The organism is Pseudomonas sp. TNT3 (assembly GCF_010095445.2).
GTDB lineage: Bacteria > Pseudomonadota > Gammaproteobacteria > Pseudomonadales > Pseudomonadaceae > Aquipseudomonas.
On sequence record NZ_WFGV02000035.1, the window covers coordinates 1 to 26,482 of the forward strand.

Annotated in this window: 21 protein-coding genes; 10 read left to right on the top strand and 11 right to left on the bottom strand. The window is 59.3% G+C overall.

The genetic code is table 11. The features are described from left to right. Positions 1-735: MFS transporter (locus tag GBC55_RS19595; protein WP_247266955.1), on the bottom strand; the 735-nt coding region annotated here is incomplete at its 3' end. 417 nt (positions 736-1,152) lie between these two features. Then, a complete protein-coding gene (mhpT, locus tag GBC55_RS19600) occupies positions 1,153-2,370 on the bottom strand; it encodes a 3-(3-hydroxy-phenyl)propionate transporter MhpT (RefSeq protein WP_162438941.1) in 1,218 nt (405 codons plus the stop codon). A gap of 320 nt (positions 2,371-2,690) precedes the next feature. Between mhpT and GBC55_RS19605 the strand changes: the two genes are divergently transcribed. Beyond that, positions 2,691-4,013, top strand: a complete 1,323-nt coding sequence (locus tag GBC55_RS19605; protein ID WP_162438942.1) for an OprD family porin — start codon at positions 2,691-2,693, stop codon at positions 4,011-4,013. A 70-nt stretch (positions 4,014-4,083) separates the two neighbouring features. On the opposite strand, the gene GBC55_RS19610 is transcribed toward GBC55_RS19605, so the two are convergent. Beyond that, positions 4,084-4,572 carry a MarR family transcriptional regulator gene (locus GBC55_RS19610; RefSeq protein ID WP_162438943.1) on the bottom strand — a complete coding sequence of 163 codons (489 nt, stop codon included), beginning with the start codon at positions 4,570-4,572 and terminating at the stop codon, positions 4,084-4,086. A 212-nt stretch (positions 4,573-4,784) separates the two neighbouring features. Between GBC55_RS19610 and GBC55_RS19615 the strand changes: the two genes are divergently transcribed. From GBC55_RS19615 to GBC55_RS19635, 5 genes are all read left to right on the top strand, one after another. Further along, entirely contained in the window at positions 4,785-5,615 is an 831-nt protein-coding gene (locus GBC55_RS19615) for a p-hydroxycinnamoyl CoA hydratase/lyase (RefSeq protein ID WP_162438944.1), read from the top strand. Positions 5,616-5,675: 60 nt separating this feature from the next. After that, positions 5,676-7,124 (top strand): aldehyde dehydrogenase, encoded by a 1,449-nt coding sequence (locus tag GBC55_RS19620; protein ID WP_162438945.1) that lies wholly within the window; start codon positions 5,676-5,678, stop codon positions 7,122-7,124. A 159-nt stretch (positions 7,125-7,283) separates the two neighbouring features. After that, positions 7,284-9,167: a feruloyl-CoA synthase gene (locus tag GBC55_RS19625; protein WP_162438946.1), complete on the top strand. Its 1,884-nt coding sequence runs from the start codon at positions 7,284-7,286 to the stop codon at positions 9,165-9,167. Then, positions 9,164-10,411, top strand: coding sequence for a thiolase family protein (locus tag GBC55_RS19630; RefSeq protein WP_162438947.1), 1,248 nt, complete (start codon positions 9,164-9,166; stop codon positions 10,409-10,411). Before GBC55_RS19625 ends, GBC55_RS19630 begins: the two co-directional genes overlap by 4 nt. A 53-nt stretch (positions 10,412-10,464) precedes the next feature. Further along, on the top strand, positions 10,465-12,219 hold the full coding sequence (locus GBC55_RS19635; RefSeq protein WP_162438948.1) for an acyl-CoA dehydrogenase: 1,755 nt from the start codon (positions 10,465-10,467) through the stop codon (positions 12,217-12,219). 85 nt (positions 12,220-12,304) lie between these two features. Here the strand turns inward: GBC55_RS19635 and GBC55_RS19640 are convergent, their stop codons facing one another. The 5 genes from GBC55_RS19640 to GBC55_RS19660 form a co-directional block, all read right to left on the bottom strand. Beyond that, complete coding sequence (locus tag GBC55_RS19640) at positions 12,305-13,582, bottom strand: OprD family porin (RefSeq protein ID WP_162438949.1); 1,278 nt, start codon at positions 13,580-13,582, stop codon at positions 12,305-12,307. 37 nt (positions 13,583-13,619) lie between these two features. Beyond that, positions 13,620-14,954, bottom strand: a complete 1,335-nt coding sequence (locus GBC55_RS19645) for an MFS transporter (protein WP_162438950.1) — start codon at positions 14,952-14,954, stop codon at positions 13,620-13,622. A gap of 217 nt (positions 14,955-15,171) precedes the next feature. Beyond that, complete coding sequence (fdhA, locus tag GBC55_RS19650; RefSeq protein ID WP_162438951.1) at positions 15,172-16,371, bottom strand: formaldehyde dehydrogenase, glutathione-independent; 1,200 nt, start codon at positions 16,369-16,371, stop codon at positions 15,172-15,174. 99 nt (positions 16,372-16,470) lie between these two features. Beyond that, positions 16,471-17,547, bottom strand: coding sequence for an aromatic ring-hydroxylating dioxygenase subunit alpha (locus GBC55_RS19655; RefSeq protein WP_162438952.1), 1,077 nt, complete (start codon positions 17,545-17,547; stop codon positions 16,471-16,473). Positions 17,548-17,590: 43 nt separating this feature from the next. Continuing rightward, positions 17,591-18,544, bottom strand: a complete 954-nt coding sequence (locus GBC55_RS19660; RefSeq protein WP_162438953.1) for a PDR/VanB family oxidoreductase — start codon at positions 18,542-18,544, stop codon at positions 17,591-17,593. Positions 18,545-18,814: 270 nt separating this feature from the next. On the opposite strand from GBC55_RS19660, the gene GBC55_RS19665 reads away from it, so the two are divergent. The 3 genes from GBC55_RS19665 to GBC55_RS19675 all read left to right on the top strand — a co-directional run bounded on the left by GBC55_RS19665 (position 18,815) and on the right by GBC55_RS19675 (position 22,434). Then, entirely contained in the window at positions 18,815-19,285 is a 471-nt protein-coding gene (locus GBC55_RS19665; RefSeq protein ID WP_162438954.1) for a MarR family winged helix-turn-helix transcriptional regulator, read from the top strand. A gap of 174 nt (positions 19,286-19,459) precedes the next feature. Continuing rightward, the gene (locus GBC55_RS19670; RefSeq protein WP_162438955.1) at positions 19,460-21,406 is read left to right on the top strand and encodes a methyl-accepting chemotaxis protein; all 1,947 of its coding nucleotides are present in this window, start codon (positions 19,460-19,462) and stop codon (positions 21,404-21,406) included. Between the two features lie 92 nt (positions 21,407-21,498). Then, the gene (locus GBC55_RS19675; protein ID WP_162438956.1) at positions 21,499-22,434 is read left to right on the top strand and encodes a LysR family transcriptional regulator; all 936 of its coding nucleotides are present in this window, start codon (positions 21,499-21,501) and stop codon (positions 22,432-22,434) included. Here GBC55_RS19675 and GBC55_RS19680 read toward each other — a convergent pair. Continuing rightward, positions 22,419-22,865 (bottom strand): heme-binding protein, encoded by a 447-nt coding sequence (locus tag GBC55_RS19680; protein WP_162438994.1) that lies wholly within the window; start codon positions 22,863-22,865, stop codon positions 22,419-22,421. The two genes, GBC55_RS19675 and GBC55_RS19680, sit on opposite strands and share 16 nt — an antisense overlap. 11 nt (positions 22,866-22,876) lie before the next feature. Next, positions 22,877-24,226, bottom strand: a complete 1,350-nt coding sequence (locus tag GBC55_RS19685; protein ID WP_162438957.1) for an amidohydrolase family protein — start codon at positions 24,224-24,226, stop codon at positions 22,877-22,879. A gap of 258 nt (positions 24,227-24,484) precedes the next feature. Between GBC55_RS19685 and GBC55_RS19690 the strand changes: the two genes are divergently transcribed. Beyond that, entirely contained in the window at positions 24,485-24,871 is a 387-nt protein-coding gene (locus tag GBC55_RS19690; RefSeq protein ID WP_150763097.1) for a nuclear transport factor 2 family protein, read from the top strand. Positions 24,872-25,324: 453 nt separating this feature from the next. On the opposite strand, the gene GBC55_RS19695 is transcribed toward GBC55_RS19690, so the two are convergent. Further along, positions 25,325-26,482 (bottom strand): prolyl oligopeptidase family serine peptidase, encoded by a 1,158-nt coding sequence (locus tag GBC55_RS19695; protein ID WP_162438958.1) that lies wholly within the window; start codon positions 26,480-26,482, stop codon positions 25,325-25,327.

Here is a 26,482-nt window from a genome sequence, read left to right on the forward strand (position 1 = left end):
CTGCGCCAGGCGGCCGCGGCCAGAAGTCGGCGCCAGGGTGGCGACGGGCAACTCGCGCAGTACGGGCTGGCCCAGGCGGGCAGCCAGTCGATTGATGCGCACCAAGGCATTCTCGGGGCGGCGGGCGATCAGAAAGTCCAGCGACTCAGGTAAGTACAGCAACACCAGGGGAATCACCGCCAAGGTCGCGGCGCCACCAAAGATGAATACCGATCGCCAGCCAAAGTGCGTCAGCAGCCACACCGACAACAAGCCCCCAAGCGTCGCGCCCAAGGCATAACCGGTGGATTGCAGGCTCACCGCCAACCCTCGCCAGCGTTTATTGGCGTACTCACTGGCAATCACATTACTGCTGGCCAGGATTCCGCCAATACCCAGGCCGGTCAGCCCACGCAGTAGCGCCAGTTGTACGGGCGTCTGGCTCAGGGCTGACAACAGCATGCCGACCCCCGAAAGCAGCAAGCAAAAGAGGATCAGCGGCCGGCGACCGAAGCGATCCGCCCATGGCGCAATGAACAGAGAGCCTGCCGCCATGCCAAACAGTCCGGCACTCAACAACAGGCCGATTTGTGCTCCGTTCAAGCCCCATTCCGCGGATACCGATGAGGCCGTGAAGGCCATCACCAGCACGTCGAAGCCATCGATCATGTTCAGGACAATACAGATTCCCACGGCCAGCCATTGGAAACGCGCCATTGGCTGCTCGTCCAGTACGCTCTTCAGGTCGACACTCATGGCTGCCCCTCGACATGAGGGTGGGTAAAGGTAAAGCGAGAAAGGCACACGAAGCTGGATGCAAGCCGAAGCCTGGACCCGATAGAGAAATCACTCATCACGACACCCTTGTTATTTTTATGAGCGGGCAGGCGCTACACCTGACACCGTGCGGCGCCAGTCAATCAATTTATGGATCCATTGAAAAGTGATTGCGGAAAGGTTGTTGTTGTATTTTGTCTTATAGATATATAAATACGTTTAAAAACAGATAGTTATATTAAACACAAAGTGTTCGATTATCGATCATGTGTAGATGTTACTTGGAAAGGATCCATTGGCGCTGCGTGAAGTCCGGTGCACGTTGACGCTCAAGAGGGGACGGCGGTCGTGAAACCGCCTGATATCGCTAGAAAGTTGAAAACTTCGACGGGGTGCTCAACTGGCGGTATTGAGTGGTGCTTCAGTGGTAGAACTGGAGCGGGCGATCACGGTGATGATCGACAAGGCGGCGATCACCAGTCCGGGTGAAGTCGCCAACAGCACGCCAGTAGTGCCGGCACCGGCGGCAAGGAGTTGCCCGGCGGCCAAGGGGCCTGCCACTGAACCCAAGCGACCAATGGCCACGGCCGCGCCGACGCCGGTTGCGCGCACTGCGGTCGGGTAGGACGGTGGTGCCAGGGCATAGAGCACCAGTTGCGCAGCCATGACGAAAAGCCCGGCGGCAAACCCTGCGATCGACATTGACACGATGCCGATAGACAGGCCGACCCCGGCCAGCGCCGCCAGCAACCCGACATACACGAACAGCACGACCTTCAGGCCATTGCAACGGTCCAGAAGCAGGCCGCCGAGCAGCGAGCCGAGGGCGCCACCGATGTTGAACAGCATCTGGATCATGCCCGCCTGTGGTTTGCTGAAGCCCTGTTCCAGCAGTAATGAAGGGAGCCAGTTGAGCAGCATGTACATCACGGTCAAGGTGAAGAAATAGCTCATCCATAAGGCAAGCGTGTTGCGTGTGCGGCCTTCGCCGAACAGCGCCTGTGCGGTGGAGGGCCTTGGGATGCCAGTTGCGCAATTTTGCTGGCGGAAGGCGGTGGACTCGGGCAGCAGCAGTGCCATCAGCGGTACCACCAGCAAGGGCACCAGGCCGCCGATGATGAAGGTGGTTTGCCAGTGTTCGCTGGAAAACATCGCCACTACCGCAGCGAGCGCGCCGCCCAGGGGCACGCCGCAATACATGACGCTGATAGCGGTGCCGCGGTTGCGTTCGCTCACGGCCTCGGCGCACAAGGCTATAAGGTTGGGCAGGGCGGCACCCAGGCCCAAACCGGTCATGAAGCGCACCAGCAACAGGCTGGAGTAGCTCCCGACATAGGCAGTGCAAAGGGAAAACAAGCCGAACAGCAGCACTGCACCGACGAGGATTTTCTTGCGGCCGATGCGATCGGCGATCCAGCCGCCAAAAAATGCCCCGGGCAGCAGGCCGATGATCCCGGCGCTGAACACCCAGCCCATCATCTTCGGGTCCAGGGCAAAACTCTGGCGCAGCCCGGCGGCAGTGGTGCCGGCGGCCTGCAGATCGAAACCCTCGATCAGCGCAACGATAAAGCACAAAGCGATTGTCAGCGTCGAACGACGCGATGGACTGTCCATGGGTGAACCTCATTGTTATTTTTTTTGTGGAGTCGAGCCGCCACATCGCACTGGTGCTGGCTGCTGATTATTAAGATAACAAAGATAACTAAAATATGAAGCGATCCAATAAAATTTTAAAAAACAGTAAAAATATCAAATAGATCAATAAGTTAATGGTTGATCAATAGTTAATCATAAAAATAGATAATAATATTAATGTTCGATTATCGGTCATTTACGATTGACAGGTGTCATTGGCTGTTTCCATTCTCTGCTCGCGAAGCCGGTTGCACAGCGCTCCCTGGCAGCACTGACAATAATAAAAATGGAAAACAAACATGCCAAAACTCCCTCTGGACACCGTCGCGACGACGTCAGCCACCTGTGTGCCTGGTATCAGCCGAGGGCTGCTCCTGGCGCTGCTCGGTTTAAGCGTTCTGCCCACCCAACTCCGCGCCGGGGGCTTTATCGAAGACAGCCATGGCACCTTGACCCTGCGTAATTACTACCTGGATCGCCAATACAAAGACGATGGAACCAAGACCGCTGCCCAGGAGTGGGCTCAGGGTTTCATCATGAACATGGAATCGGGATTTACCGAAGGGCCGCTGGGTTTCGGACTGGACGTACGGGGGCTGCTGGGGGTCAAGCTCGACTCCGCGCCGGATCGTAGCGGCACCGAGTTGTTGCCGGTGTCGGCCAGCGACAACCGAGCGGCGAATGACTATTCGCGCCTGGCCCCGACCGGCAAGCTGCGTTTTGCTCAAACCACGTTGAAGTCCGGGGATGTGTCGATCTTCCTGCCCTTTGCTTTTGCCAGTCCCTCGCGACTGCTGCCCCAAACCTTTCGCGGTACCACTCTCAGCTCCAGGGACATCGATGGCCTGACGCTGAACACCGGGTACATCGATCGCATCGATAAGCGCAATTCCACGAACTATGAGGCGATGACCATCGCTGCGCCCAATCGGAGGTTCAACGCTGCTGCCACGACCTCGCACATGGCTTATCTGGGCGGCGATTATCAGGTCAACAAGGCGCTGAGCCTGCGTGTTTATCACGCCGAGGTCACCGACTTGTATCAGCAGGACACGTTTGCGTTATTGCATGACCTGCCGCTGGGCGGGGGGGTATTGACCAGCGACCTGCGTAGTTTTTTCAGTCGCGAGGACGGCAGTTCCAAAGCGGGTGAAGTGGACAATCGCAACGTCTCTGGACTGTTCAGCTACCGATATGGCGGGCACCGTTTTGGTGTCGGCTATATGCATTCCAGTGGCGACACGGCGACACCGTACATCTCTGGGACAGAGTTGATGGGGATGAGTGAGCTGACCATGGCGTCGGACTTTCTCAATGCCAAGGAGCGCACGTGGCAGGCCATCTATGACTATGACTTTGCCGCGTCCGGAGTCCCCGGGCTGAGAGGCCGGTTGCGTTATCTGCGCGGTGACAATATCGAGCTGCAAGCCTTCAACGCCGAGGACCGCAAGGAGCGTGAGTTTCAGATGGAACTGGGCTACGTGGTGCAGAGCGGTCCGCTGAAAGACGTTGCACTGGTGGCGCGCAAGGCGATCTACCGCAATGATTTCCCGACCGGTGCAGCATTTCGCGATGAAAACCAGACCCGGTTTCTGGTGATCTACACCTTGCCGATCTGGTAGCCCTTGGGTCACCCAGGCCTCTCACCGGCACGTTCCTTTTTTTGAGGGGGGGCGTGTCGGCGCTGCGCCGTCACTCCTGATAAATCTTCTTCAGCAGACGCAGTAGCTCTTCGCGTTCTTGATTGTCCAGGGCAGCGGTGGCGTCCAGGTCGCTTTGCGCGGCGATCTGATTCAGCTCCTTGAGCAGGGTCTCGCCGGTCTTGCTAAGAAAAATCCCATAAGAGCGCTTGTCCGGCTTGCAACGCACGCGCACTGCCAACGCACGGCTTTCCAGTTTATTGAGCAGCGGCACTACTTGGGGCGGCTCGATGGTCAGTGCCCGCGCCAGATCTGCCTGCATCAGGCCGGGGTTCTGATTGATGATCGCCAGGGCCGAGAATTGAGCGGGTCGCAGATCGTGGTCCGACAGGCGGCTGATCAGGTTCTGGAACAGTTTGAGTTGCGCGCGGCGCATGGCGTAGCCGATCAGGTCGTTCAGCGCCGAATCGAGAGGTGCCTGCATCTCGACGTTGGTCGACGGTGCCTCGATCGATTCGGCGAGGGGGGAGGGCTTGGCCATTGCAGGTGAGTCCTGAGTATTGGGAGTTAACAAGGCTATCTATTTTGCCGGCGTTGACCGGTGATTGCTATGACCAATGTTGCTTGGCGTCTAAAAAGCGGGGGGCTTTCAGAAGTGAAAAAATGGTTAATTCTATTAATAGTTAATTGACATAACTAATTTGGTGATTTAATTTCCAGTCATCTTCACTCCCAGAACAAGAGAGCATCGTCATGAGTAATTACGAAGGTCGCTGGACAACGGTCAAAGTGGAAATCGAGGAAGGCATCGCGTGGGTCATCCTCAACCGTCCGGAAAAACGCAACGCCATGAGCCCGACCCTGAACCGCGAGATGATCGATGTTCTGGAAACGCTGGAGCAGGATCCGGACGCCGGTGTACTGGTGCTGACCGGTGCGGGCGAAGCCTGGACTGCCGGGATGGATCTCAAGGAGTACTTCCGCGAGGTGGACGCTGGCCCGGAGATTCTTCAGGAAAAAATCCGCCGTGAAGCCTCGCAATGGCAATGGAAACTGTTGCGCATGTACGCCAAACCGACCATAGCCATGGTCAACGGCTGGTGTTTCGGTGGCGGCTTCAGCCCCTTGGTGGCCTGCGACCTGGCGATTTGCGCTGACGAAGCAACTTTCGGTCTTTCGGAAATCAACTGGGGTATCCCGCCGGGCAACCTGGTGAGCAAGGCCATGGCCGACACCGTGGGCCATCGCCAGTCGCTTTACTACATCATGACGGGCAAGACATTTGGTGGGCAGAAAGCCGCGCAGATGGGCCTGGTCAATGAAAGCGTACCTCTGGCGCAACTGCGCGAAGTCACCGTGGAGCTGGCGCGTAATCTGCTGGAGAAAAACCCGGTGGTGCTGCGAGCGGCCAAGCATGGTTTCAAACGCTGCCGTGAACTGACCTGGGAGCAGAACGAGGATTACCTGTATGCCAAGCTCGATCAGTCACGCCTGCTTGACACCGAAGGCGGCCGTGAACAAGGCATGAAGCAATTCCTCGACGACAAGAGCATCAAGCCCGGCCTGCAAGCGTACAAACGCTGAGGTGCTTACGTTCAAATCGTTCCTATGCATTCCCGTTAAAGTCTATAAAGAGGAATCACCATGCTGGACGTGCCCCTGCTGATTGGCGGCCAGTCGTGCCCCGCTCGCGACAGTCGAACCTTCGAGCGCCGTAACCCGGTGACCGGCGAGTTGGTATCGCGGGTAGCGGCCGCCACCCTGGAAGATGCCGACGCCGCGGTGGCCGCTGCGCAGAAGGCGTTTCCCGTTTGGGCTGCGCTGGCACCCAATGAACGTCGGACTCGTTTGCTCAAGGCTGCCGAACAATTGCAAGCGCGCAGTGCCGAGTTCATCGAGGCAGCCGGCGAGACCGGCGCGATGTCCAACTGGTACGCGTTCAACGTGCGGCTGGCGGCCAATATGCTGCGTGAAGCGGCGTCGATGACCACTCAGATCAATGGCGAAGTCATTCCTTCGGATGTGCCGGGCAGTTTCGCCATGGCCCTGCGCCAACCCTGCGGCGTAGTGTTGGGCATCGCTCCATGGAACGCCCCGGTGATTCTTGCCACACGCGCAATCGCCATGCCATTGGCTTGCGGCAACACCGTCGTGCTCAAGGCCTCCGAACTCAGCCCTGCGGTGCACCGTTTGATCGGCCAGGTATTACAAGACGCAGGCTTGGGCGATGGCGTCGTCAATGTCATCAGTAATGCACCAGCGGATGCAGCGGCGATTGTCGAGCGGTTGATCGCCAACCCGGCGGTGCGACGGGTCAATTTCACGGGCTCGACACATGTCGGACGCATTGTCGGCGAGCTCTGTGCGCGCCACCTCAAACCGGCTTTGCTGGAACTGGGCGGCAAGGCACCGTTGCTGGTGCTCGATGATGCTGATCTGGATGCTGCGGTTGAGGCGGCCGCCTTTGGCGCCTATTTCAATCAGGGGCAGATCTGCATGTCCACCGAGCGCCTGATCGTCGATGCCAAGGTTGCCGACGCTTTTGTCGCCAAGTTGGCGGCCAAGGTTGCCACCCTGCGCGCGGGCGATCCTGCGGCTGCGGGCTCAGTGTTAGGTTCGCTGGTAGACGCAAGCGCCGGTATGCGCATCAAGGGGTTGATCGACGATGCCTTGGCCAAGGGGGCGCGACTGGTGGTCGGCGGGCAACTGGACGGCAGCATTTTGCAGCCGACCCTGCTCGACGGCGTCGACGCGAGCATGCGTCTGTACCGCGAGGAGTCGTTCGGACCGGTGGCCGTGGTGCTGCGCGGTGAGGGGGACGAAGCACTGCTGCACTTGGCCAACGACTCCGAGTTCGGTTTGTCGGCGGCGATTTTCAGCCGCGATTGCGGGCGAGCCCTTGCCTTGGCCCAACGGGTCGAGTCGGGCATCTGTCATATCAACGGCCCGACCGTGCACGACGAAGCGCAAATGCCCTTCGGCGGGGTCAAGTCCAGCGGTTACGGGAGTTTCGGTGGAAAGGCATCCATTGAGCATTTCACCCAGTTGCGTTGGGTCACCTTGCAGAATGGACCGCGGCACTACCCGATCTGAACAGGCGTCGCCACGTCGGGCATCGACTTCCCCGGAAGCGAATCACTCGCGTGCAAGGCCGAAATAACAATAACAAGGCTGCAGCCATCGGCTGCCACGCTAACGATGAGTCACCTGTGTGTGGCTTGTTTTTAGCGTGCCTCGACGGAGAACAAGCACTTGAGTTCCGAATTCAATTTGCAATCACATGCCGAAGCCAGCGCACTGCGCTATCGCCACGTGTCCATCGGTAGCGCGCCGGTCGAAGTTACGGAGCAGCAGGGTGTACTGCACATGCGCTCCCTGGAACCGTTGGCCGAGATGCCCAGGCGGTTGCTCGACCGTCTGGTGCATTGGGCTCAAGTGCGTCCCGAGCAAACCTTTATCGCCGCCCGCCAGGATGACGGTGAATGGCGTCGGGTGAGTTACGCGCAAATGCTCGACAGTGTCCGGGCTATCGCCCAAGGCCTGCTGCGCTATGACCTGTCGGCCGATAAACCCCTGGTACTACTCTCGGGCAATGACATCGAGCATTTGCAAGTCGCCTTCGGTGCCATGTATGCGGGCATTCCCTACTGCCCGGTGTCGCCGGCCTATTCGCTGTTGTCCCAGGATTTCTCCAAGCTGCGCCACGTTTGCGACCTGCTGCAACCAGGCCTTGTTTTCGTCAGTGACGCCCCCGCGTACCAGCGCGCCATCGACGCCGTTTTACCAGCCGATACGCCATTGATTAACGTCCGTGGCCAGGTCACGGGTCGCCGCCAGGCGAGCTTTTCCAGCTTGCTTGAACAACCGGGCGGCGCCGAGGCTGAAGCCGCTTTTGCCGCCACCGGCCCGGACAGCATTGCAAAGTTTCTATTCACTTCCGGCTCGACCAAGCTGCCCAAGGCCGTCATCACCACGCAACGCATGCTCTGCGCCAATCAGCAGATGCTGTTGCAGACTTTTCCGGTGTTCGGCGAAGAGCCTCCGGTGCTGGTGGACTGGCTGCCGTGGAACCACACTTTTGGCGGCAGCCACAACCTCGGCATCGTGCTCTACAACGGCGGCAGTTTTTACCTGGACGACGGTAAACCTACCGCGCAGGGGTTTGCCCAGACTCTGCGCAACCTCAAGGAGATATCTCCCACCGCCTACCTGACCGTGCCCAAGGGCTGGGAAGAACTGGTCTCGGCCCTGGAACAGGACGCGGAGCTACGGGCGTGTTTTTTCAAGCGCGTCAGCCTGTTCTTCTTCGCCGCTGCCGGGCTGTCGCAAAGCGTCTGGGATCGCCTGGACCGGGTAGCCGAACAACACTGTGGCGAACGCATTCGGATGATGGCCGGGCTCGGTATGACCGAGGCCTCGCCATCCTGCACTTTTACAACCGGGCCATTGTCCATGGCCGGTTATATCGGCTTGCCGGCGCCGGGTTGTGAGGTCCGTCTGGTACCGAAGGACGGCAAGCTGGAAGGGCGCTTTCGTGGGCCGCACATCATGCCCGGTTACTGGCGGTCGCCGCAGCAGACGGCCGAGGTGTTCGACGAACAAGGCTTTTACTGTTCCGGTGATGCGCTCAAGTTAGCCAACCCGCATGACCCGCAACTGGGGTTGATGTTCGATGGGCGCATCGCCGAGGACTTCAAGCTGTCTTCAGGGGTGTTCGTCAGTGTCGGCCCGCTGCGCAATCGTGCGGTACTGGAAGGTTCACCCTATGTCCAGGACCTGGTGGTGACCGCGCCGGACCGTGAGTGCCTCGGCGCGCTGGTGTTCCCGCGGATGTACGAATGCCGAATCCTGGCGGGGCTGACGACCCGTGCCAGCGACGCCCAGGTGTTGGCAAGCGCACCGGTACGCGAGTGGTTCGCCGATTGGTTGCAGCGGCTCAATCGCGACGCCGGCGGCAATGCCAGTCGCCTGGAATGGATTGCCTTGCTCGACGAGCCGGCCTCCATTGATCGCGGAGAAATCACCGACAAGGGTTCGATCAATCAGCGAGCGGTGTTGCAGTGGCGCGCGGAGCAGGTCGAGGCCCTGTATCGCGGTCTCGATCCGACGATCCTGCGCGCCGGCGCGAAGTCATGAACAGTGGCGGGCAGTACTCGGCCTATGCCGACGCGGCGATTTTCGATGCGGTGCGAACGCCGTGGGTCGACCTCGGTGGTGCGCTGGCCGAGGTCTCGCCGATTGACCTGGGCATCAAGGTCGGGCGCGAAGTACTGGCGCGTTGCGGTGTCGATCCGCTGGCGGTAGACAGCGTGCTGGCGGGTTCCATGGCCCAGGCCAGCTTCGATGCCTATCTGCTGCCACGGCATATCGGTCTCTATAGCGGTGTGGCGCAATCGGTTCCGGCACTGGGCGTGCAGCGTATCTGCGCCACCGGATTCGAACTGCTGCACCAGGCCGCAAGGCAACTGGATGGCGGCATGCAACTGGCGCTGTGCGTGGCTGCCGAATCAATGTCACGCAATCCGATTGCGGCCTATACCCATCGCGGCGGTTTCCGTCTTGGCGCCGGGGTGCAGTTCAAGGACTTTCTCTGGGAAGCATTGTACGACCCGGCTCCCGGGGTGGACATGATCGCCACCGCCGACAATCTGGCGCGGCGCTATGGGCTGAGTCGCGAGGCCGTGGACGCCTACGCCTGTGCCAGCCATCAACGAGCGTTTGCGGCGCAGCAGGCAGGATGGTTGGCGCCTGAGATTGTTGATGTAGTTCCTCAGATCTTTGAACTCAAAGGCTATCAATCTCGAGGTATTCGCCTGCCACGTGGTGTCGACTCGGTGAGTGACGACAGCCACCCACGACACGGAAATTTGGCCGCCTTGGCCCGGCTGCGCGCCGTGCACGAGGGAGGCGTACAAACTGCCGGAAACAGCTGTGCGGTAGTTGATGGTGCGGCAGCGGCGCTGGTCGGACCTGCTTCGGCTGGCCGCGATACGCCGTTAGCCTTGCTGCGGGCCAGCGCTGTGGTGGGGGTGGCGCCGGAGTTCATGGGCATCGGTCCTGCACCGGCGATTCGTCTGTTGGCGCAGCGCAGCGGCCTGAGCCTGAATCAGATTGGCCGCTTTGAAATCAACGAAGCCCAGGCCGCCCAGGTCCTCGCCGTGGCTCAGGAGTTGGAGCTGGACCGCTCCCTTCTCAACGTCCAGGGCGGCTCGCTGGCCCTCGGTCACCCGTTGGCAGCCAGTGGTCTGCGCCTGGTATTGACCTTGTCCCGGCAACTGCGCGAGCACAATTTGCGCTATGGGATTGCCGCGGCCTGTGTCGGTGGCGGGCAGGGTATGGCCCTGCTGATCGAGAACCCGTCCTGGCACATGCGACATTAGTCGCCCACTCGTAACGACGGATGTCACTTGTTCTCTACCCTATGAGGTTTCACATGTGGAGCTATCAGGCGCCCTTGCGCGATATGCAATTTGTTCTTGAGCACTGGCTTCAGGCGCCCAAGGCGTGGCATCGGAGTTCGGTATTCAAGGCGCTGGATTTACCGCTGGCCGTGCAGGTGCTGACGGAGGCCGGGCGTTTCAGTAGTGACATCCTGGCGCCATTAAACAGCATCGGAGATCGTCAGGGTTGCCGTTTGGCCGAGGGGCAGGTCAGCACTCCGGATGGCTTTGCCGATGCCTATCGGGCCTATGTCGAAGGCGGTTGGCCGGCCCTGGCCTGTGCCGAAGCGCTCGGTGGACAAGGCTTGCCGCAAGTGCTCGACGCGGCACTGCAAGAGATGCTGTACGCCAGTAACCACGCTTGGGCCATGTACACCGGCATTGCCCACGGCGCTTATCTTTGCCTGAAGGTCCACGCAGACGCGTGGCTGCAGGAGCGCTTTCTTCCCGCAATAATTAGTGGCGAAAGCCTGGCCACCATGTGCCTGACTGAGCCCCAGGCTGGCAGTGATGTCGGCCTGCTACGCTGTCGCGCCGAACCCCAGGACGACGGCAGTTATCGGCTCAGCGGCAACAAGCTGTTTATCTCGGGCGGCGAGCACGACCTCACCAAAAACATCCTGCATCTGGTGCTGGCTCGCGTACCGGGAGCGCCAGCTGGCAGCCACGGGATTTCGCTGTTTCTGGTGCCGAAGTTATTGAGTCAGGGTCAGGCCAACGGCGTGGCCTGCAACGGTATCGAGCACAAGATGGGGATTAAGGGCAGCTCCACCTGTTCCATGGTGTTCGAAGCGGCCCAGGGCTGGTTGATTGGCGAGGTCAATCACGGTCTGAAGGCGATGTTCGTGATGATGAATTCAGCACGTCTTCATGTAGGCCTACAGGGTCTGGGGCACAGCGAAGCGGCCTGGCAGAACTGTCGTAGCTACGCCAGTGAGCGGCTGCAGATGCGCGCACCGTCAAGACCGGCCGGGGTTGCGGCGCAGGCAGCCGACCCGATCCACTACCATCCGGCTATGCGCCGCGTCCTGCTCGAATTACGCGCCACCAGCGAAGGCATGCGCGCGATTGGCTACTGGGCCGCGCACCTGTTGGACCAGTCCGAACATGACCCACAGCTACTGGCTCGACAACAAGCCGGGCAACTGGCGCAACTGCTGACACCGATCATCAAGGCGTTTTTTACCGAACAGGGTTTTCGCCAGGCCAGCAACGCCTTGCAGGTGTTTGGTGGTTACGGTTACGTCTGCGAATTTGCCATCGAGCAAACCCTGCGCGACAGCCGCATCGCCATGATTTACGAAGGCAGCAACGAGATTCAGGCCAACGACCTGCTGTTACGCAAGGTGTTGGGCGATCAGGGCCAAACATTTGACCTGTTGCTGGCGCAATTGCGCGAAGAGTCCAGGCAGGGCGCCGAAACGCCACAGTGCGCGGGCTTTGCTGAGCAATTGGAGAGCCTGTGTGGTGAGCTTCACGTGCTGGTTCGCGAGGTGCGTGAACGATCGCTCAAGGATATTGAGTACCCGTATCGAGCAGCAGGGAGTTTCCTTCAGCTTTGCGGCCTGACCCTGCTCGCGCTGGCCTGGGCGCGGGCGGCCAGGGTCTCGCGGCAATTGCCTGAGGACGATCCACTGCGTGCCGTTAAACTTGAAACAGCCGGGTTTTTCTTCAGCTACCTGCTGCCCCAAACCAAGCAGCACATGGCTGCGGTGCGTGGGGCGCGAGCAGAGTTGGCGTTTATTTGAGGCCGGGCTATCCAGGATAGAAGCCCGCGTCGCAGGGCTCAGTCCTCAGTATGCCTTGACCTCGCGTGTGGTTTTTGACCATCAACTACCAGACTTTAAGCGTGTAGTCGACGTTAATCCGGGTTTCGTTATCACTGCGGAATGTCGATTCCTCACTCTGCTCATTGCGATACAACGCATGGCGCAGGCGCAGCGCGAGACCCTTTGCCGGGCCTGACTGTATGACATAAGCCAACTCGAGATCCTTCGACGACTCTGTCAGATTGCTACCTCCCAAGTGTGGCAGGTCGATGTTACTCCCCCTCAGATAGCGGGCCATGCCGGTCAACCCCGGCAAACCGACGGCCGCGAAGTTGTAGTCATATCGCACCACCCATGTCCGCTCCTTCGGGTTAACGAAGTCCGCACTCATGGTGCCGTCGCTGAGCACTGTTGGCTCACCGCCGGCGATGTAGGCCATTGCCGTGTCGCCTGTCTGGTGCATGTAACCCATTCCCAGGGTGTGGGCAGCGACCTGGTAGCTGAACATGGCTCCGACGTTCAAGTTGTCCACCTTGCCGGCTTCGGCATGGCCGTTTTCCTGACTGTTATAGACCCGCACATCTGTCTTCAGTTTGCCTGGGCCGAGGGGAAGCAGGTGGATGACGCCCCCAAAGTCCTGGGTGTACAGGTCCTTTAACTCGGCGTGAAAATAGCGAAGGGTTAACGTGTCAGACCACTGATAGTCGCCGCCAATGAAGTCAAAACGCTGCGAGCTGGCGCCCTTTTTGAAGCGGCCATTGGGCGAGGCCAGTGTGATTGGCTGATAGTCGGTGGAATCACGCAGGTTCACTCGATCCATTCGACCCGTGTGTAACGTAAGGCCATTGATGTCATCGGAAATCGCGTACGCGCCGCGAAAGGATTGCGGAACCAAACGAGCAGGGCTCGCGGTGATGACCGGCAGGGCAGGGAACTGCGTTCCAACGGATAACCGGGTCTTTGAGATTTTCGCCTTGAGCGCCACGCCCAGTTCAGAATATTCGTCTTCGGCCTTTCGGGTCGTCGGGTCAAAAGGCAGGAGTTGAGTGCCGGTCCGATTGGGCGACGAGTCAAGTTTGAGTCCCAGCATCCCCGTGAGATCAACGCCGAAGCCGACGGTCCCGCCGGTAAATCCGGAGTTGGCTTTGAGGATGAATCCCTGTGCCCACTCGCGAGCGGCCGAATAAGGGCTGTCGCCTTTGTAGTCCCGGTCCAGGTAGTAATTGCGCGTGGTAAGGGTCGCGCTGCTCTCGTCCACGAACCCTGCGCAGGCGGTGGAAGACGCGCAGGCTATCGCCATGCCCAGGCTGCAACGCCAAGGCCATTCAAGGGTTTTTTGCATGTGATGTGTCCTGCTTTTATTGTTATGGACGGTCGACTCAGGTGTTACTGACGGTGTTGAGCTGGAGCATCTTTTGCGGCTTCAAGAGCCAAACGGCGAGGGCGGCGAGGACGAAGGACAGGGCGAACAACAGGTACAGGTCGGCTGGCTGCCACTGCGCATCGATCAGTCGGCCAGCCACTAATGGCGAGAGAATCGCACCGACGCGCCCGATGCCGATGCCCCAACCCAAGCCAGTAACGCGCTGGGTGGCGTTGTAGATGCCAGGGGTAAGTGCATACAGCCCGGCGACGCAGCCGTTGACAAAAATACCGATCAGTAACACCAGGGCGAAGGCCAGCGTCAGGTTGGCAGTGAATTGCACAAAGACGGCCAGCAATACTGCATTGACCAGCAGGTAGGTCATCAGTACTTGGGATAAACGAAAGCGCGCCGCCAGCAAACCGATCAGCGAAGTGCCAAGAATGCCACCGACGTTGAGTAGTACACCCCCAGTGATTCCCTGGGTGTTCGACAAGCCGGCCGAAACCAGTAGCCTCGGCGTCCAGCTCATCACGAAATAGAAACCGAACATCACCAGAAAGAACGCGCTCCACACCAGCAAGGTTGAACGCAGCAGAGCCGGCGAGAAGAGCTCGGCAAACGTGGCGCGTAGCGGTTTCCTGGATTCGCGCAACGCCGCGGGTAACTGCTCCAGGGCAGTGATCGCTACTCGTTGCAGCAGGATATTGATACGCACCAGCGCGCGCCTGGGTTGGCGAGACAACAGGAAAGCCAGGGACTCGGGTAGCCATAATGCAAGGATCGGCAGGATCAGCAGCGTTGTTACGCCACCGTAAAAGAACACCGAACGCCACCCCAGGGACGGAATGATCTGCGCCGCGATGAGGCCGCCGATCGTTGCGCCCAGTGCGTAGGCCGTTGATTGCAGGCTGATGGCCAGACTGCGCCATTTCCTGTTGGCGTACTCTCCCGCAATGACATAGCTGCTCGCCAGGATGCCACCGATGCCGAGTCCGGTAATCAGGCGCAACACCGCGAGCATCTCGGCTGACGTCGCCTTCGAAGATGCCAGCATGCCGAGCCCGGTAATACCCACACACAACAGAATGAGTGGGCGTCGACCGAAGCGATCAGCCCAGGGGGCAATGAACAACGAGCCGATTGCCATTCCGACCAGTCCTGCACTGAGCAGGTAGCCGAGGTGAATACCGCTCAGGCCCCATTCGGCGGAAATGGACGCCGCGGTGAAGGCCATCACCAATACATCGAAGCCATCCAGCATGTTGATCAGAAAGCAGAGCGCAATCACGCCCCATTGGAAGCTGACCATGGGTTTCTCGTCCAGCTGTTGCCCAATCGTCTGGCTCATGGCGTCAGACTCCGCAGCGGTGGGTAGAGAAATGCTGTGAACGACGGGCAGCCAAAGCCGCCCTGCTGTGCAAGGGGTGCAGTGTGTACATGTCGATACCTTTTTGTTTTTGTTGGTCAGTGGAACATGCAAGGCGCCAAGGAGCCGGCGACACGGCTCCGGGGCGGCGACGGGTTCAGGACGCGGGCGCGCCTGCTCCGGTCGGAAAGCCTGTCATTCAGGGCACGCTGAAAGATGTGTGTGGATCGATCACAAACTTCTTCGGCACACCGGCATCGAACTCGCCATATCCCTCAGGCGCCTGATCCAGGCTGATGACCTGCACGCCCACCACTTCGGCGATGTTGATGCGGTCCCACATGATTGCCTGCATTAGTTGGCGGTTGTACTTCATGACCGGGGTCTGGCCGGTGTGGAAGCTGTGGGATTTAGCCCAGCCGAGGCCGAAGCGAATGCTCAGGCTGCCCATTTTTGCGGCAGCGTCGACAGCGCCCGGGTCTTCAGTGACGTAGAGGCCAGGGATGCCGATTTTGCCGGCAACCCGCACCACGCCCATCAGCGAGTTGAGCACGGTAGCCGGGGCTTCGTGTTTGACGCCGTCATGGCCGTGGCCGCGGGCTTCGAAGCCGACGCAGTCCACTGCGCAATCCACTTCCGGTTCGCCCAGCAGTGCGGCGATCTGTTCGTGCAGCGGCGCGTCTTTGGACAGGTCGACGATTTCAAACCCTTGCGCCTTGGCGTGGGCCAGGCGAATGGTGTTGACGTCGCCGATAATCACCACTGCTGCACCGAGCAGACGCGCCGAGGCGGCAGCGGCCAGGCCGACAGGACCGGCGCCAGCAATGTAGACAGTACTGCCCGGGCCGACGCCAGCAGTGACGGCACCGTGGTAACCGGTCGGCAGGATGTCGGAGAGGCACGTCAGGTCACGGATTTTCTCCATGGCCTTGTCGCGATCCGGCAGTTTCAGCAGGTTGAAGTCGGCGTATGGCACCAGCACATATTCGGCCTGGCCACCGGTCCAGTCGCCCATGTCGACATAACCGTAAGCACCACCGGGGCGGGCCGGGTTGACGGTCAGGCAGACGCCGGTGTGTTGCTCCTTGCAGGAGCGGCAGCGCCCGCAAGCCACGTTGAACGGTACGGACACCAGGTCACCGATTTTCAGGTTCTCGACGTCGCTGCCTTTCTCGATCACTTCACCGGTGATCTCATGACCCAGCACCAGGCCGGTTTGAGCCGTTGTGCGACCGCGTACCATGTGCTGGTCGGAGCCGCAGATGTTGGTGGAAATTACCTTGAGAATGACCCCATGTTCGATCTTGCGACCGCGCGGGTCCTGCATTTTCGGATAGTCGATTTTTTGTACTTCGACCTTGCCAGCGCCGAGATACACCACACCACGATTGCCTGACATGCTTTTTTCCCTCGAGGAATGTTGTTGTTATGTAGCGGTGCAAAGTGCTGCCTTCGGAGCAGCAAAAATTCCGGGAGCGTTGAGTCTGGTTTGAAGGACTCAACAGGTGGATTGGCGGAGTTGCTCGATGATCCGGCGGGCGCGATTGGCGCCGACATCGACGTGTATGTCGATCATCGGGCGCGCACCGAACCGGCACATGTTCTGGTATTGGGCTTCAATCACTTCCTTGTCTTCATCGAAGGTCAGGATGGTTTGTTCAACGACCTTGGCCTTGATGGCTTCCGGGTCACTCGCCGGGTTGGTTGCAATGGTCCAGAAGTAGTGAGTGGTGGTGTCGGTCTCTGGCGTTACGCCGTGGAATCCGCGCATGTGGAAGCCGCCGCGATCGGGGTTATCCAGTGAGTCGGTACCAGCATCCACCGCACCGGTCCAGATACGCAGATGACTGACGTGAAATTCGATTTCCTGCCAGCGGTCCACGGTACCTTTGAATGGGTAGGCGGCCGTATAAGTGGGCGGTGGAACAGAGTCCGGCATGTGGCGCACGACTCTGACGACGTTGTCATCACTTTCCACATTCATTCGCGCATTCATGTGAATGCTGGCGTTGCCACCGATGGTGTGCAGATGGACATACCCCAGGTGACTCAAGTCCATCAGATTGTCGTGAATCAGTTGATAAGGCGCGTTGTAGTGGTACACGCTGCCGTCAAACAGGTATTTGCCGTTGCTGTGAACCTGGTAAATCGGAGGCTCACAGTTCGGCTCAGGTTGAGTCACGCTGCCAAACCAGATCCACACGATCTGGTCCTGCTCACGTACGTGATAAGCAGGAACCCTGGCCTTGCTCGGGACTTTGTCCTGACCCGGAATTTCGACGCATTTTCCAAGGTCATCGAACAGCAACCCGTGATAGCCGCAACGAATGCCCGATGCTTCGAGCGTGCCGTGCGACAGTGGCATTGCCCTGTGGCAGCAGCGGTCCTCCAGCGCCGCGACCTCGCCGTTGGCTTTGCGAAACAGCACCACAGGCTTGTTGAGCAATGTCCGACCCACCGGTTTGTCCTTCAACTCCCAACCCAGGGCGGCGACGTACCACTGGTTGAGGGGAAAGCTGGGCAAGGCAGGCGCCGGAATTTCTTCGGCAAGGTGTTGGAGAGTGGAGGTGTTCATGGTGTTCTCCAGAAGGCACGGTTGATGTTGTTGTTTTTTGAAATCACAGATCGATAACAAGGCGCGATGATCTGGCGCGTGAGCAGCAGGGGGTGAAGCGGTCGTTTGCGGCGTGTTCGACCACCGTCAGGAATTTGTCCCGGTGTTCCGGAATACCCTTCAGTACGCGGGTTACGCAGGTGCCGCAGACGCCTTGTTCGCAAGATGACTCGATCGCTATGCCAGCCTCGTCGAGCACTTCGAACACCGTACGTTCGGCAGGGATCCGAAAAACCTGGCCATTGCTTGCCAGTTCAACTTCGAAGGGCGCATTGGCGCTTTGATCGATCGGGTCTGCGGCGAAGAACTCTTTGTGTACCCGGCCCTGCGGCCACCCAGCGCTCTGCGCGGCATCGAGGATGTAATTCATGAATCCGGCCGGCCCGCATACATAAAGATGGGTGACGTCATCTGGGGTTTTCAGCAGGGCAGACGCATCGAGCTTCTGGATGTGGGGGCCGCTGTCGTCATGCAACCTTATGCGATCAGCGAAAGGGGTCTGAGCAAGCATCTGCACGAACGCTGCGCGTTGGCTTGAACGGAAGCAGTAGTGCAACTCGAAGTCGACCCCTTGATGCGATAGCTCCCAAGCCATGGCCAGCATGGGGGTGATGCCGATGCCTCCGCCAAACAGCAGGTGTCGTTGCGCCGAGCTATCAAGCGGAAAAAGGTTACGCGGAGCGCTGATGGTCAGTGTTTGCCCTGACCGTACCTGCTCGTGCATGGCGATGGAGCCGCCCCGTGAGCTCGGGTCTTTAAGCACACTGATCAGGTAGCGGTGACGTTCCCTTGGGTCGTTGCACAAGGAGTACTGTCGGGTGAGGCCATCGGCAATGTGAATGTCGATATGGGCCCCGGCCTCGAACGCTGGCAGCGTACTGCCATCGGCCGCACATAATTCGAAACTGCAGATGCCCTCGGCTTCGTCTGCTTTGCGAGTGACGTTGACTTGAAGCATGACTTGTCCCTCCACATTGAAGTGGCTGCTGAAAAAAATGCATTGGTTAGAGCACTGGCCGGGGACGGATCAGCCGGGTTTTGGCGCGAGGAAGAAGAAGGCGACGAGATTGGAGGGCTTCATGACCAACACCTGATAATTATTTTTATGAGGCACGGCGACGGCATATCATGCAGCGAATCGCCCGTGACGTTCGGTTGAGAAATCCTCCGATTATTTAGTTGCGGTGTCAACTAATATTCAAAAGCTCCGCCGATAGGTGTTCACCGAATGTCCGCAGAATCCCAACTGAACCTGACGCGTTATGTCCCAGCCCTGTTGAATTTTTTGTCCAACAAACTCTCTGCCGGGGCCTCGCATTGCTATCGCAAACACTTCGGTATCGGTGTGGTCGAGTGGCGAATGCTTTCGATGCTCGCCGTTGAAAATGACATCACCGCCAACCGAATCTGTCAGACGATCGGGCTCGACAAGAGCGCGGTCAGTCGCTCACTCCAGTCCCTGGAAGCAGCAGGGCACATTCGCAGCCAAGTGGATTCGACGGATGCACGGCGCTACACCGTCAGCTTGACGGACAGCGGCAAAGCCTTGCACGAACGAGTATTGAAGGTTGCACTGGAGCGAGAGCGGCGCTTGCTCAGCGGGCTCTCTGCCTCGGAAGTGGACACCCTCGTCGAGTTGTTGGGCCGGCTGCATTCCCAGGTCACCCACGTGAACGAGTACGACCCGCAAGACGCTTGAACCTTCGACCGGCGCCGCGTTACCGACTTTTCAGGTATCGCGATTGCCGATAGGTCGCATCCCGACAAGCGATTGGTCAGCTCCCCTGTGTCACGTCAACCTTTGACCCCAATTAAAACAATAAAGGGTTCGGTCGATGGCTAATCGCTTTATCGCCGCGTCCAGGTCGAGCAAGTGAGAAGCCCTCTATTGGGTGCTTTGCTGAACCGTCTCAGTGTCGGTGGCAAATTGTCACTCGGTTTCGGTCTGGTTCTGATCTGCACGATGGGCATGGCGCTCACCGCTTGGTATTCAGTGCGGGTCACGCAATCGAGTACCTTGCAGTTACGGGAGCTGGATCGCCAGAAAGCCGGTCTGGCCCAGGCGCGACTTGCAGAAAAGGATTTCGGTTTGCTGCCGTCACGAGAATCCGCTGCGCAGGTCGAGGACTCTTTACGCCTGCTACAGGTCGGGCCGACGCCTCTTTTGGGAGAGGACTTCATAGAGGCGCTCGCGACATCATCCGATCGTTACCTGAAGGCGTTTCAGGCCTATGCCGAGGCGCGCCAGCAGGCGATTCGGGCAAGGCTGCGCATGCAAGAGCTGGCGGAAACGACAGGGCAGCGTTTCAGCGAAGTCTTCCTCGACCAGCTGGACGATATCAACCTCAATCTTGAACAACAGGTCCTGCCCGATGCGCAATCAATGCAGCAATTGGAAGGCGCGGCTGCATTACGCGAACGCTTGGCCAATCTGCGTGACAGCGAACTGTATTTCTCCCTGGATCCGCAAAACAGTTATCGCGACGATTGGGTCAATCGCATCAACGAGCTTGTCAGTGCGTTGGCTACCCTGAGTTCACAACTGGAAGGCGATCGTCGTCGCGCACTGGAAGAAGCCAGCGCAGCGTTGACCGAGTACAGGAAGGCTTTTCTGGGTTTTGCCAGCAGCGGTGAGCAGGCCATGACACAACAAGTGAGCATGTCGGTCTCGGCTGAGCAAGTGACGACGCTGTTGGAAAGCGAACGCGCGAAGGCTGCGCACTCTTATGAGTTACTTCGAAAACGTCTGGATCTGCAACTGGCTGCGATTGTGCTGCTTGCTTCATTGCTCAGCATCGGTGCATGCCTTTTGATCCAGCGTTCAATTGTCGTTCCCTTGAAGATAATGCTAGGTCTGGCGCAACGGGTGGCCGCCGGTAATCTGAAGGATCGCCCCGCGCTGATTGATCGCAAAGATGAGTTGGGCCAGCTCGGCAACGCTATTGACCTGATGTTGCAGGCGCTTCGCCGTCTTGTGGGGCGAATCGGCAGCGATGTGCAACAGCTGGACGATGCCGCCGTGTCTCTGGGTGCAATGGTTGATCGCACCGGACAGGGCGTGCGTGCACAGCGCGAACAGTCCGCCGAGGTGGTTGAGGCTATGAAGCATATGACCCGCGCCACCGCACAGGTCAACTCGCAAGTCGCGGGTAGCCAGGCAAGCCTGGGTGAAGCCTGCACTCTGATTCATAGCGGTGACGATCTGGTAAGGCAGGCGAGTCGAAGCCTTCAGCAACTGTCGCGGGAAATGACCAACAGTGCCAATTCCATGCAACTGCTGCAGACCGAAAGCCAGGCTATTACCGGTGTGCTTGATGTGATCAGCGCTCTCGCCGAACAGACCAATCTACTGGCTTTGAATGCCGCCATCGAAGCAGCCCGTGCCGGTGAGCAGGGGCGCGGTTTTGCTGTAGTGGCGGACGAAGTGAGGGCCCTCGCCAGTCGAACGCGAGCGTCGACCGGCGAAATCGACAGCATGATTCAGCGTCTCTGGAAGGTCACCGGCGACACCGCAGCCAGTCTTTGCGATAGCCAGCGACTGACTGCCGAAGGCGTTGAACTGACTGTGCGCGCAAGCCAGGTCCTGGACGCGACTACCGAGGCCATCTCCCGTGTTGAGCAGAGCGGACAGAGCATTGCCCAAGCTACAGCATCGCAACATGACATAGCCTGCCGAGTGGATGCAGCGCTTGGTCAAGTCGACTGGGTAGTAGAGCGAAATGCTGAGGAGTGCGCTCGATTGGAAATGGCCAATGGCAACTTGCAGCGGCTAAGTGTCAGCCTTGGTGAAGCGGTTGGGGCATTTCACCGCGACACGTGAAGTACGTCCAGGGAGTGGACGATTATGACCTCATGCTCTGGGGGCGATCAGGGCCGTCATTCAAATACCGATCAACCAAAACTGGACACAACATGCGTTATCGACGGCTTGACTTGAACTTGCTTGTCGCGCTGGAAGCGTTGCTGAGTGAATGCAGCGTCAGCAGGGCTGCCGAGCGATTGTGCCTGGGGCAATCGGCAACCAGTTCGGCGCTGGGACGTTTACGTGAGCATTTCAATGATCCATTGCTGGCCCAGGTTGGGCGGCGACTGGAGCCCACTGCATTAGGTCTGACGCTGCTTCCAAAAGTGCGTGAAGCGCTGGCACTGACCCGGGAAATTGTCGATGCACCGGTCAACTTTGAACCGGCCAGCTGCGTTCGACACTTCACGTTGGTGGCGTCCGACTACGTGGCCGGGGTGCTGCTGCCAGCCGTCAGTCTTGAACTGGCTCGAATCGCACCAGGTGTGCGCTTGAGTCTGCGGGACATGCCTGTACCGCGTGACGGCGACGTGGTCAGCGAAGCGCTCGATTATCGCCGCAGTGATTGTGTGATTGTGCCTCAGCGACGATTGAACCCGGCTTACCCCCATGTACCGCTGATGAACGACCAGCTCTGTTGCATCGTCTGCGCTGGGCAAACCCGGTTCCGCGACGGTTTGAGCCTGGCCGATTATTGCAACGCTGAGCACGTGGTTCGTGAATTTGCCGATGGCCGAAACCTGGCGATGGACGCTGCGCATTTGCATGAGGTGGGCGTTCAACGCCGAGTGGCGGTGGCTCTTGAAAGCTTCGTATTGATACCGGAATTCATCATCGGTACTGCACGCATTGCCACCGTATTTCGACGACAGGCGCAGCGCTTTGCTCAACATTACCCACTGCGTATTCTCTCGGCACCGCTCGCATTTCCCGACGCCGTTCAAGTCCTGCAGTGGCATCCTTATCAGAACCATGACCCGGCCATGGTTTGGTTTCGCGGCCTGTTGTCGGAGCAGGCCGCGTTGCTTGATCAGCGCACGATCTGATCACCGTTGTCCGCCACTAGCGTAGCCAGTGCAATAGCGTGCAAAGCGCATCGTTCGTCGTTGTCCGAAGTGTCACCACTGATGCCAATGGCGCCCAGAATCAGTCCTTCGGCGTTGCGGATCAGCACACCCCCGGCGACGGGTATGACCCCGCCGCCGGTCAGGCTGTTGATGGCGTCGAAGAACGCCGGCATCGCTTGCGCGCGCCGGGCAAGTTCGCGTCCGCCAAAGCCCATTCCCAGGCACCCCCTTGCCTTGCCAGTGGCGATTTGTGGTCGAAGGAAACTCGCACCTTCATCTCGCAGGACAGCCAGCGGATGACCCGCGGCATCCAGCACGGCAACCGCCAGGGGGTTGATGCCCGTTTCCCGGGCGATGCGGATGGCGTTACTGGCGAGGTCGGTGGCGGTCATCAAGTCGAGTTGCTGCAGGGTGTTGGTCCTCATTGTGCCCACTTCCTCAATTGGGTGACGCGGTCTCGCGTGTACAGGTCAGTCCATTTCAACGAGTTGAAATCGGATACTTGTTTGGGGTTGTAGGGGCTGCGTTCCATACGTACAGGCTGGCCGGCCTTGTACACGGCTTTCAGGCGAGAGCGGTCTTGTAAAATGCGGATGTCGTGCAAGGGGGAGCCGTCGAGTAGCAAGAAGTCCGCTTGCTTGCCCACTTCGAGGGAACCGATCGTCTCACCGCGAGGCATGCAACGTGCCCCGACCGCCGTGGCGGCATACAACGCTTCTGCCGGTGTGAAGCCCAGTCGGGTGACCAACAGTTCCAGCTCACGCGCGTGCCACTCCCCGTAAGGCGTTACCGCGAAGCCGCTGTCGCTGCCACACGCGAAAGGCACGCCAGCGGCCTTGGCACGTTTGAGCACTGCCGAACCGACTTCCAGGGTGCGGGCACAGTAGCCCGCGTAACCGGTGCTGATGGCCGGGTCGTGGGGTTGGCAGAAGTCCACGGTGTTTTGTGGGAAGGTCATGGTCGGCGCAAGGATGCTGCCGGCTTCGAGCAGCGCCTCGATACACGCGTCGTCCATGTAAAAGGCGTGGAACACCAGGTCGACACCGGCGCGTGCGGCGTACATCACCGCCTCACGGCCATAGGCATGGGTCGCCACTTTACAGCCCAGGCGATGGGCTTCTTGCACCATCTCACAGGTTTCTTCGGCGGTGAACGCGGCGATGATTTCACCATTCGAGCGACGGTGGGTACCGTCCATGGCGATCTTGATCAGGTCGACGCCATCCTTGGCCTGTTTGCGGATTTCAGCCAACGCTTCGCTGCGGCTGGTCACCAGGCGCGCAGTGAAAAATTCCGGTGCACCCATGCGGCTCGGGAACCAGTCGTTGAGGCTCTGTCGATTGGTGATGACCCGGCTGCTGGCAGCAATCCGCGGGCCCTCGAACAAACCGGCAGCGATTGCGTTGCGCACCGCGATGCTGAGTTGGCCGCTATCACCCGGACAGACCATGCTGGTCACGCCGGCGGCCAGCACATGTTGGGCGAAGAACATGCCACGCAACGCGCGGAATTCGTCACTGGTCCAGATATCAATGTCTTCTTCGCTTTGCGCGTTGCCGAAAGCCAGATGGGTGTGCACATCCACCAGACCCGGCATGACAAAGTTGTCGCCGGCGTCCAGCAGGTTGTCTCCCGGTTGCAGCGGCGGGGCGAGGGCAGTCGGTCCCACATAGGACAGCAGGCCGTTTTCCACGATCAGGGTTTGCTGTTGACGGGTTTTCAGGCCAGTGCCGTCGAACAAGGTCTGGCATTTGAGGTGCAGGGCATTCATGGCGTTTTCACTTTGCGAATTGTTATGCACGCGAAGCTAGGGCAGGACCCTGGTAGCCACCATCAACTTGCATCAATGGCCGGGTATTGATGGCGTCGATAGGTGCTCAAGCCCAACACGGGCGGGGCCTTGGCAGCGCTGAGGGAGATCAGGAGGCGGGTATCGCGAGTCGAGATGGCTGGCATCGCGATCGACGATTTTTTACCGGCTGTATCGCACGTCTATGGTGCGCGTTCATCACCTACAGAGAGCCGTCCCATGACCACCGCAACTGCAAGAACCGAACTCCTGGCACTTGAGCAGGAACGCCGCCGGGCTCTGGTCGAAGAAGACTACCCACGCGTCGCCGAGCTGTTCGCCGATGACCTGGTGTACGTGCACACCACCGGATTGGTGCAAGGCAAGGCGGACTACCTGGAGTACGCCAAAAGCGCCGTGCAGTATCTGGACATTGAACGTGGCGAATTGCAGATCCGCTTCTACGGCGAACACCTGGCAGTGATGACCGGTACGCAATGCAACACCTTGCGCAAGCGCGGCGGCGACCAGTCGATTCGCGGCGAGGGCTTTGCCACCCAGGTCTGGGCGTTCGGTGCAGAGGGTTGGCAGATCAGCTCGTTCCATGGAACGCGTGCACCTGACTGAGTTCATTCAACGCTCAATGAAAACGCCGGAGAGCCCCTAAGGACTTCCGGCGTTTTGCTGTGAACACTCAAAATCTTAAGAAGCCCACCGTTGCCGTTGCCGTTGCTTTGGCTTTAGATTTTCCTTGCCCCATCGCGGCGGGACCCTGTAGGAGCGAGCTTGCTCGCGAAAAACCTGAGAGCACTGCGGGGTGTCAGGCTCCCCGCATCATCGTTGACCTCCATCGCGAGCAAGCTTGCTCCTACAGGCACTTCCAAGTGACTCGCTGTAAGAGCGAAACCATAAGTGGCCGTTACCGCAGCAATGGATATGTACGCGGTCAACAAACAAGAGGTCGGCTGTCAGGCCGCCCTCGCCAGCAGGCTGGCTCCCACAGTCGATCAAGTACGGCCGCGAGAGATGTGGCGGCTGTGAGGCCGCCATCGCCGCTAGCCAGCTCCTGCACCAGTCCGGTCAAGCCGTATGGCCACCCAGGTTTTCAGCAACCCAGTCTGCGATGTACTGACCGGCGTTGATGCTGTTGTCAAAACTCGAATGCTGCACGCCACCCTCGCGTTCGGTGAAGATCTTCAGTTCACGTTTGGGGCTGTTGACCAGTTGCTCGTACGTACGCTGTGCCCACTTCAGCGGGATCTGCGAGTCCTTTTCACCGTGGGTCACCAGGAACGGAACCTTGATGCGGTCCAGTACGCCGTCCAGGTGCACGTTCTCGGCAATCGCCATGAACTCATCCATATCCTTTGCACCCCACACCCACTGCACGTGCGCCCAGTAGTGCGGTACGGGGAAGCTGCCTTCTTTCTCCAGACGACGTTTCTGTACATCGCGCCAGTCATGGTTGGCGCCCCACACCACACCGCAGGCAAACCGTGGTTCAAACGCCACGGCACGCGGGCAGTAATAGCCGCCCAGAGAAACACCTTCCAGGCCAATGCGTTTGGCATCCACGTCGCTACGGGTCTCCAGCCAGTCGACCACGCGACTGGCCCAATGCTCGCTGTCGAAACGGGCAATCAGGTTATGCAGGCGCAGGGCTTCGCCTGTCCCGGGCTGGTCGATGATCAACGATGAGACACCACGTTTTGCCAACCACGCCGGCAGTCCGACGCGATATTTCATTTCTTTGGTCGAGTCCAGTCCATTGACCTGCACCAGGATCGGGGCGGGGCCGGTCACGCCTTCGGCACGCACCAGCAAACCGGAAATGTGTGCGCCCTCGTAGGGGATTTCGACGCGCTCGCAGTTCTCCCGCGACAGTTCGATACCGCGTTTGAAGGTCTGCAAAAAGCGCTGGTACAACTCGGTACGGCCGGGCGCGCCGTGGGCCTGAAGTCGTTCGCACGTGAGGTAATAAGTGGCCGCGCGGTTGTACTTTTCACCCGCTGAAAGAAGACGGCCGTTACCTTCATCTTCCTCGGCCAGGCCGCAGAGTTTGTCGGCCATCTTGGCCCAGGTTTCGCGAAACGCCTTGGTTCCGGCGGCGTCGGGCTGCTGGGCGGCTTCTTGCAGCGGCGCGCACATCTCTTCGATTTCACCTATGCGGGCGCCCATCTCGATGGCCAGGTCGACGGAGAGATTCCACACGTAATTGGTCGGGAAATAACGGAACAT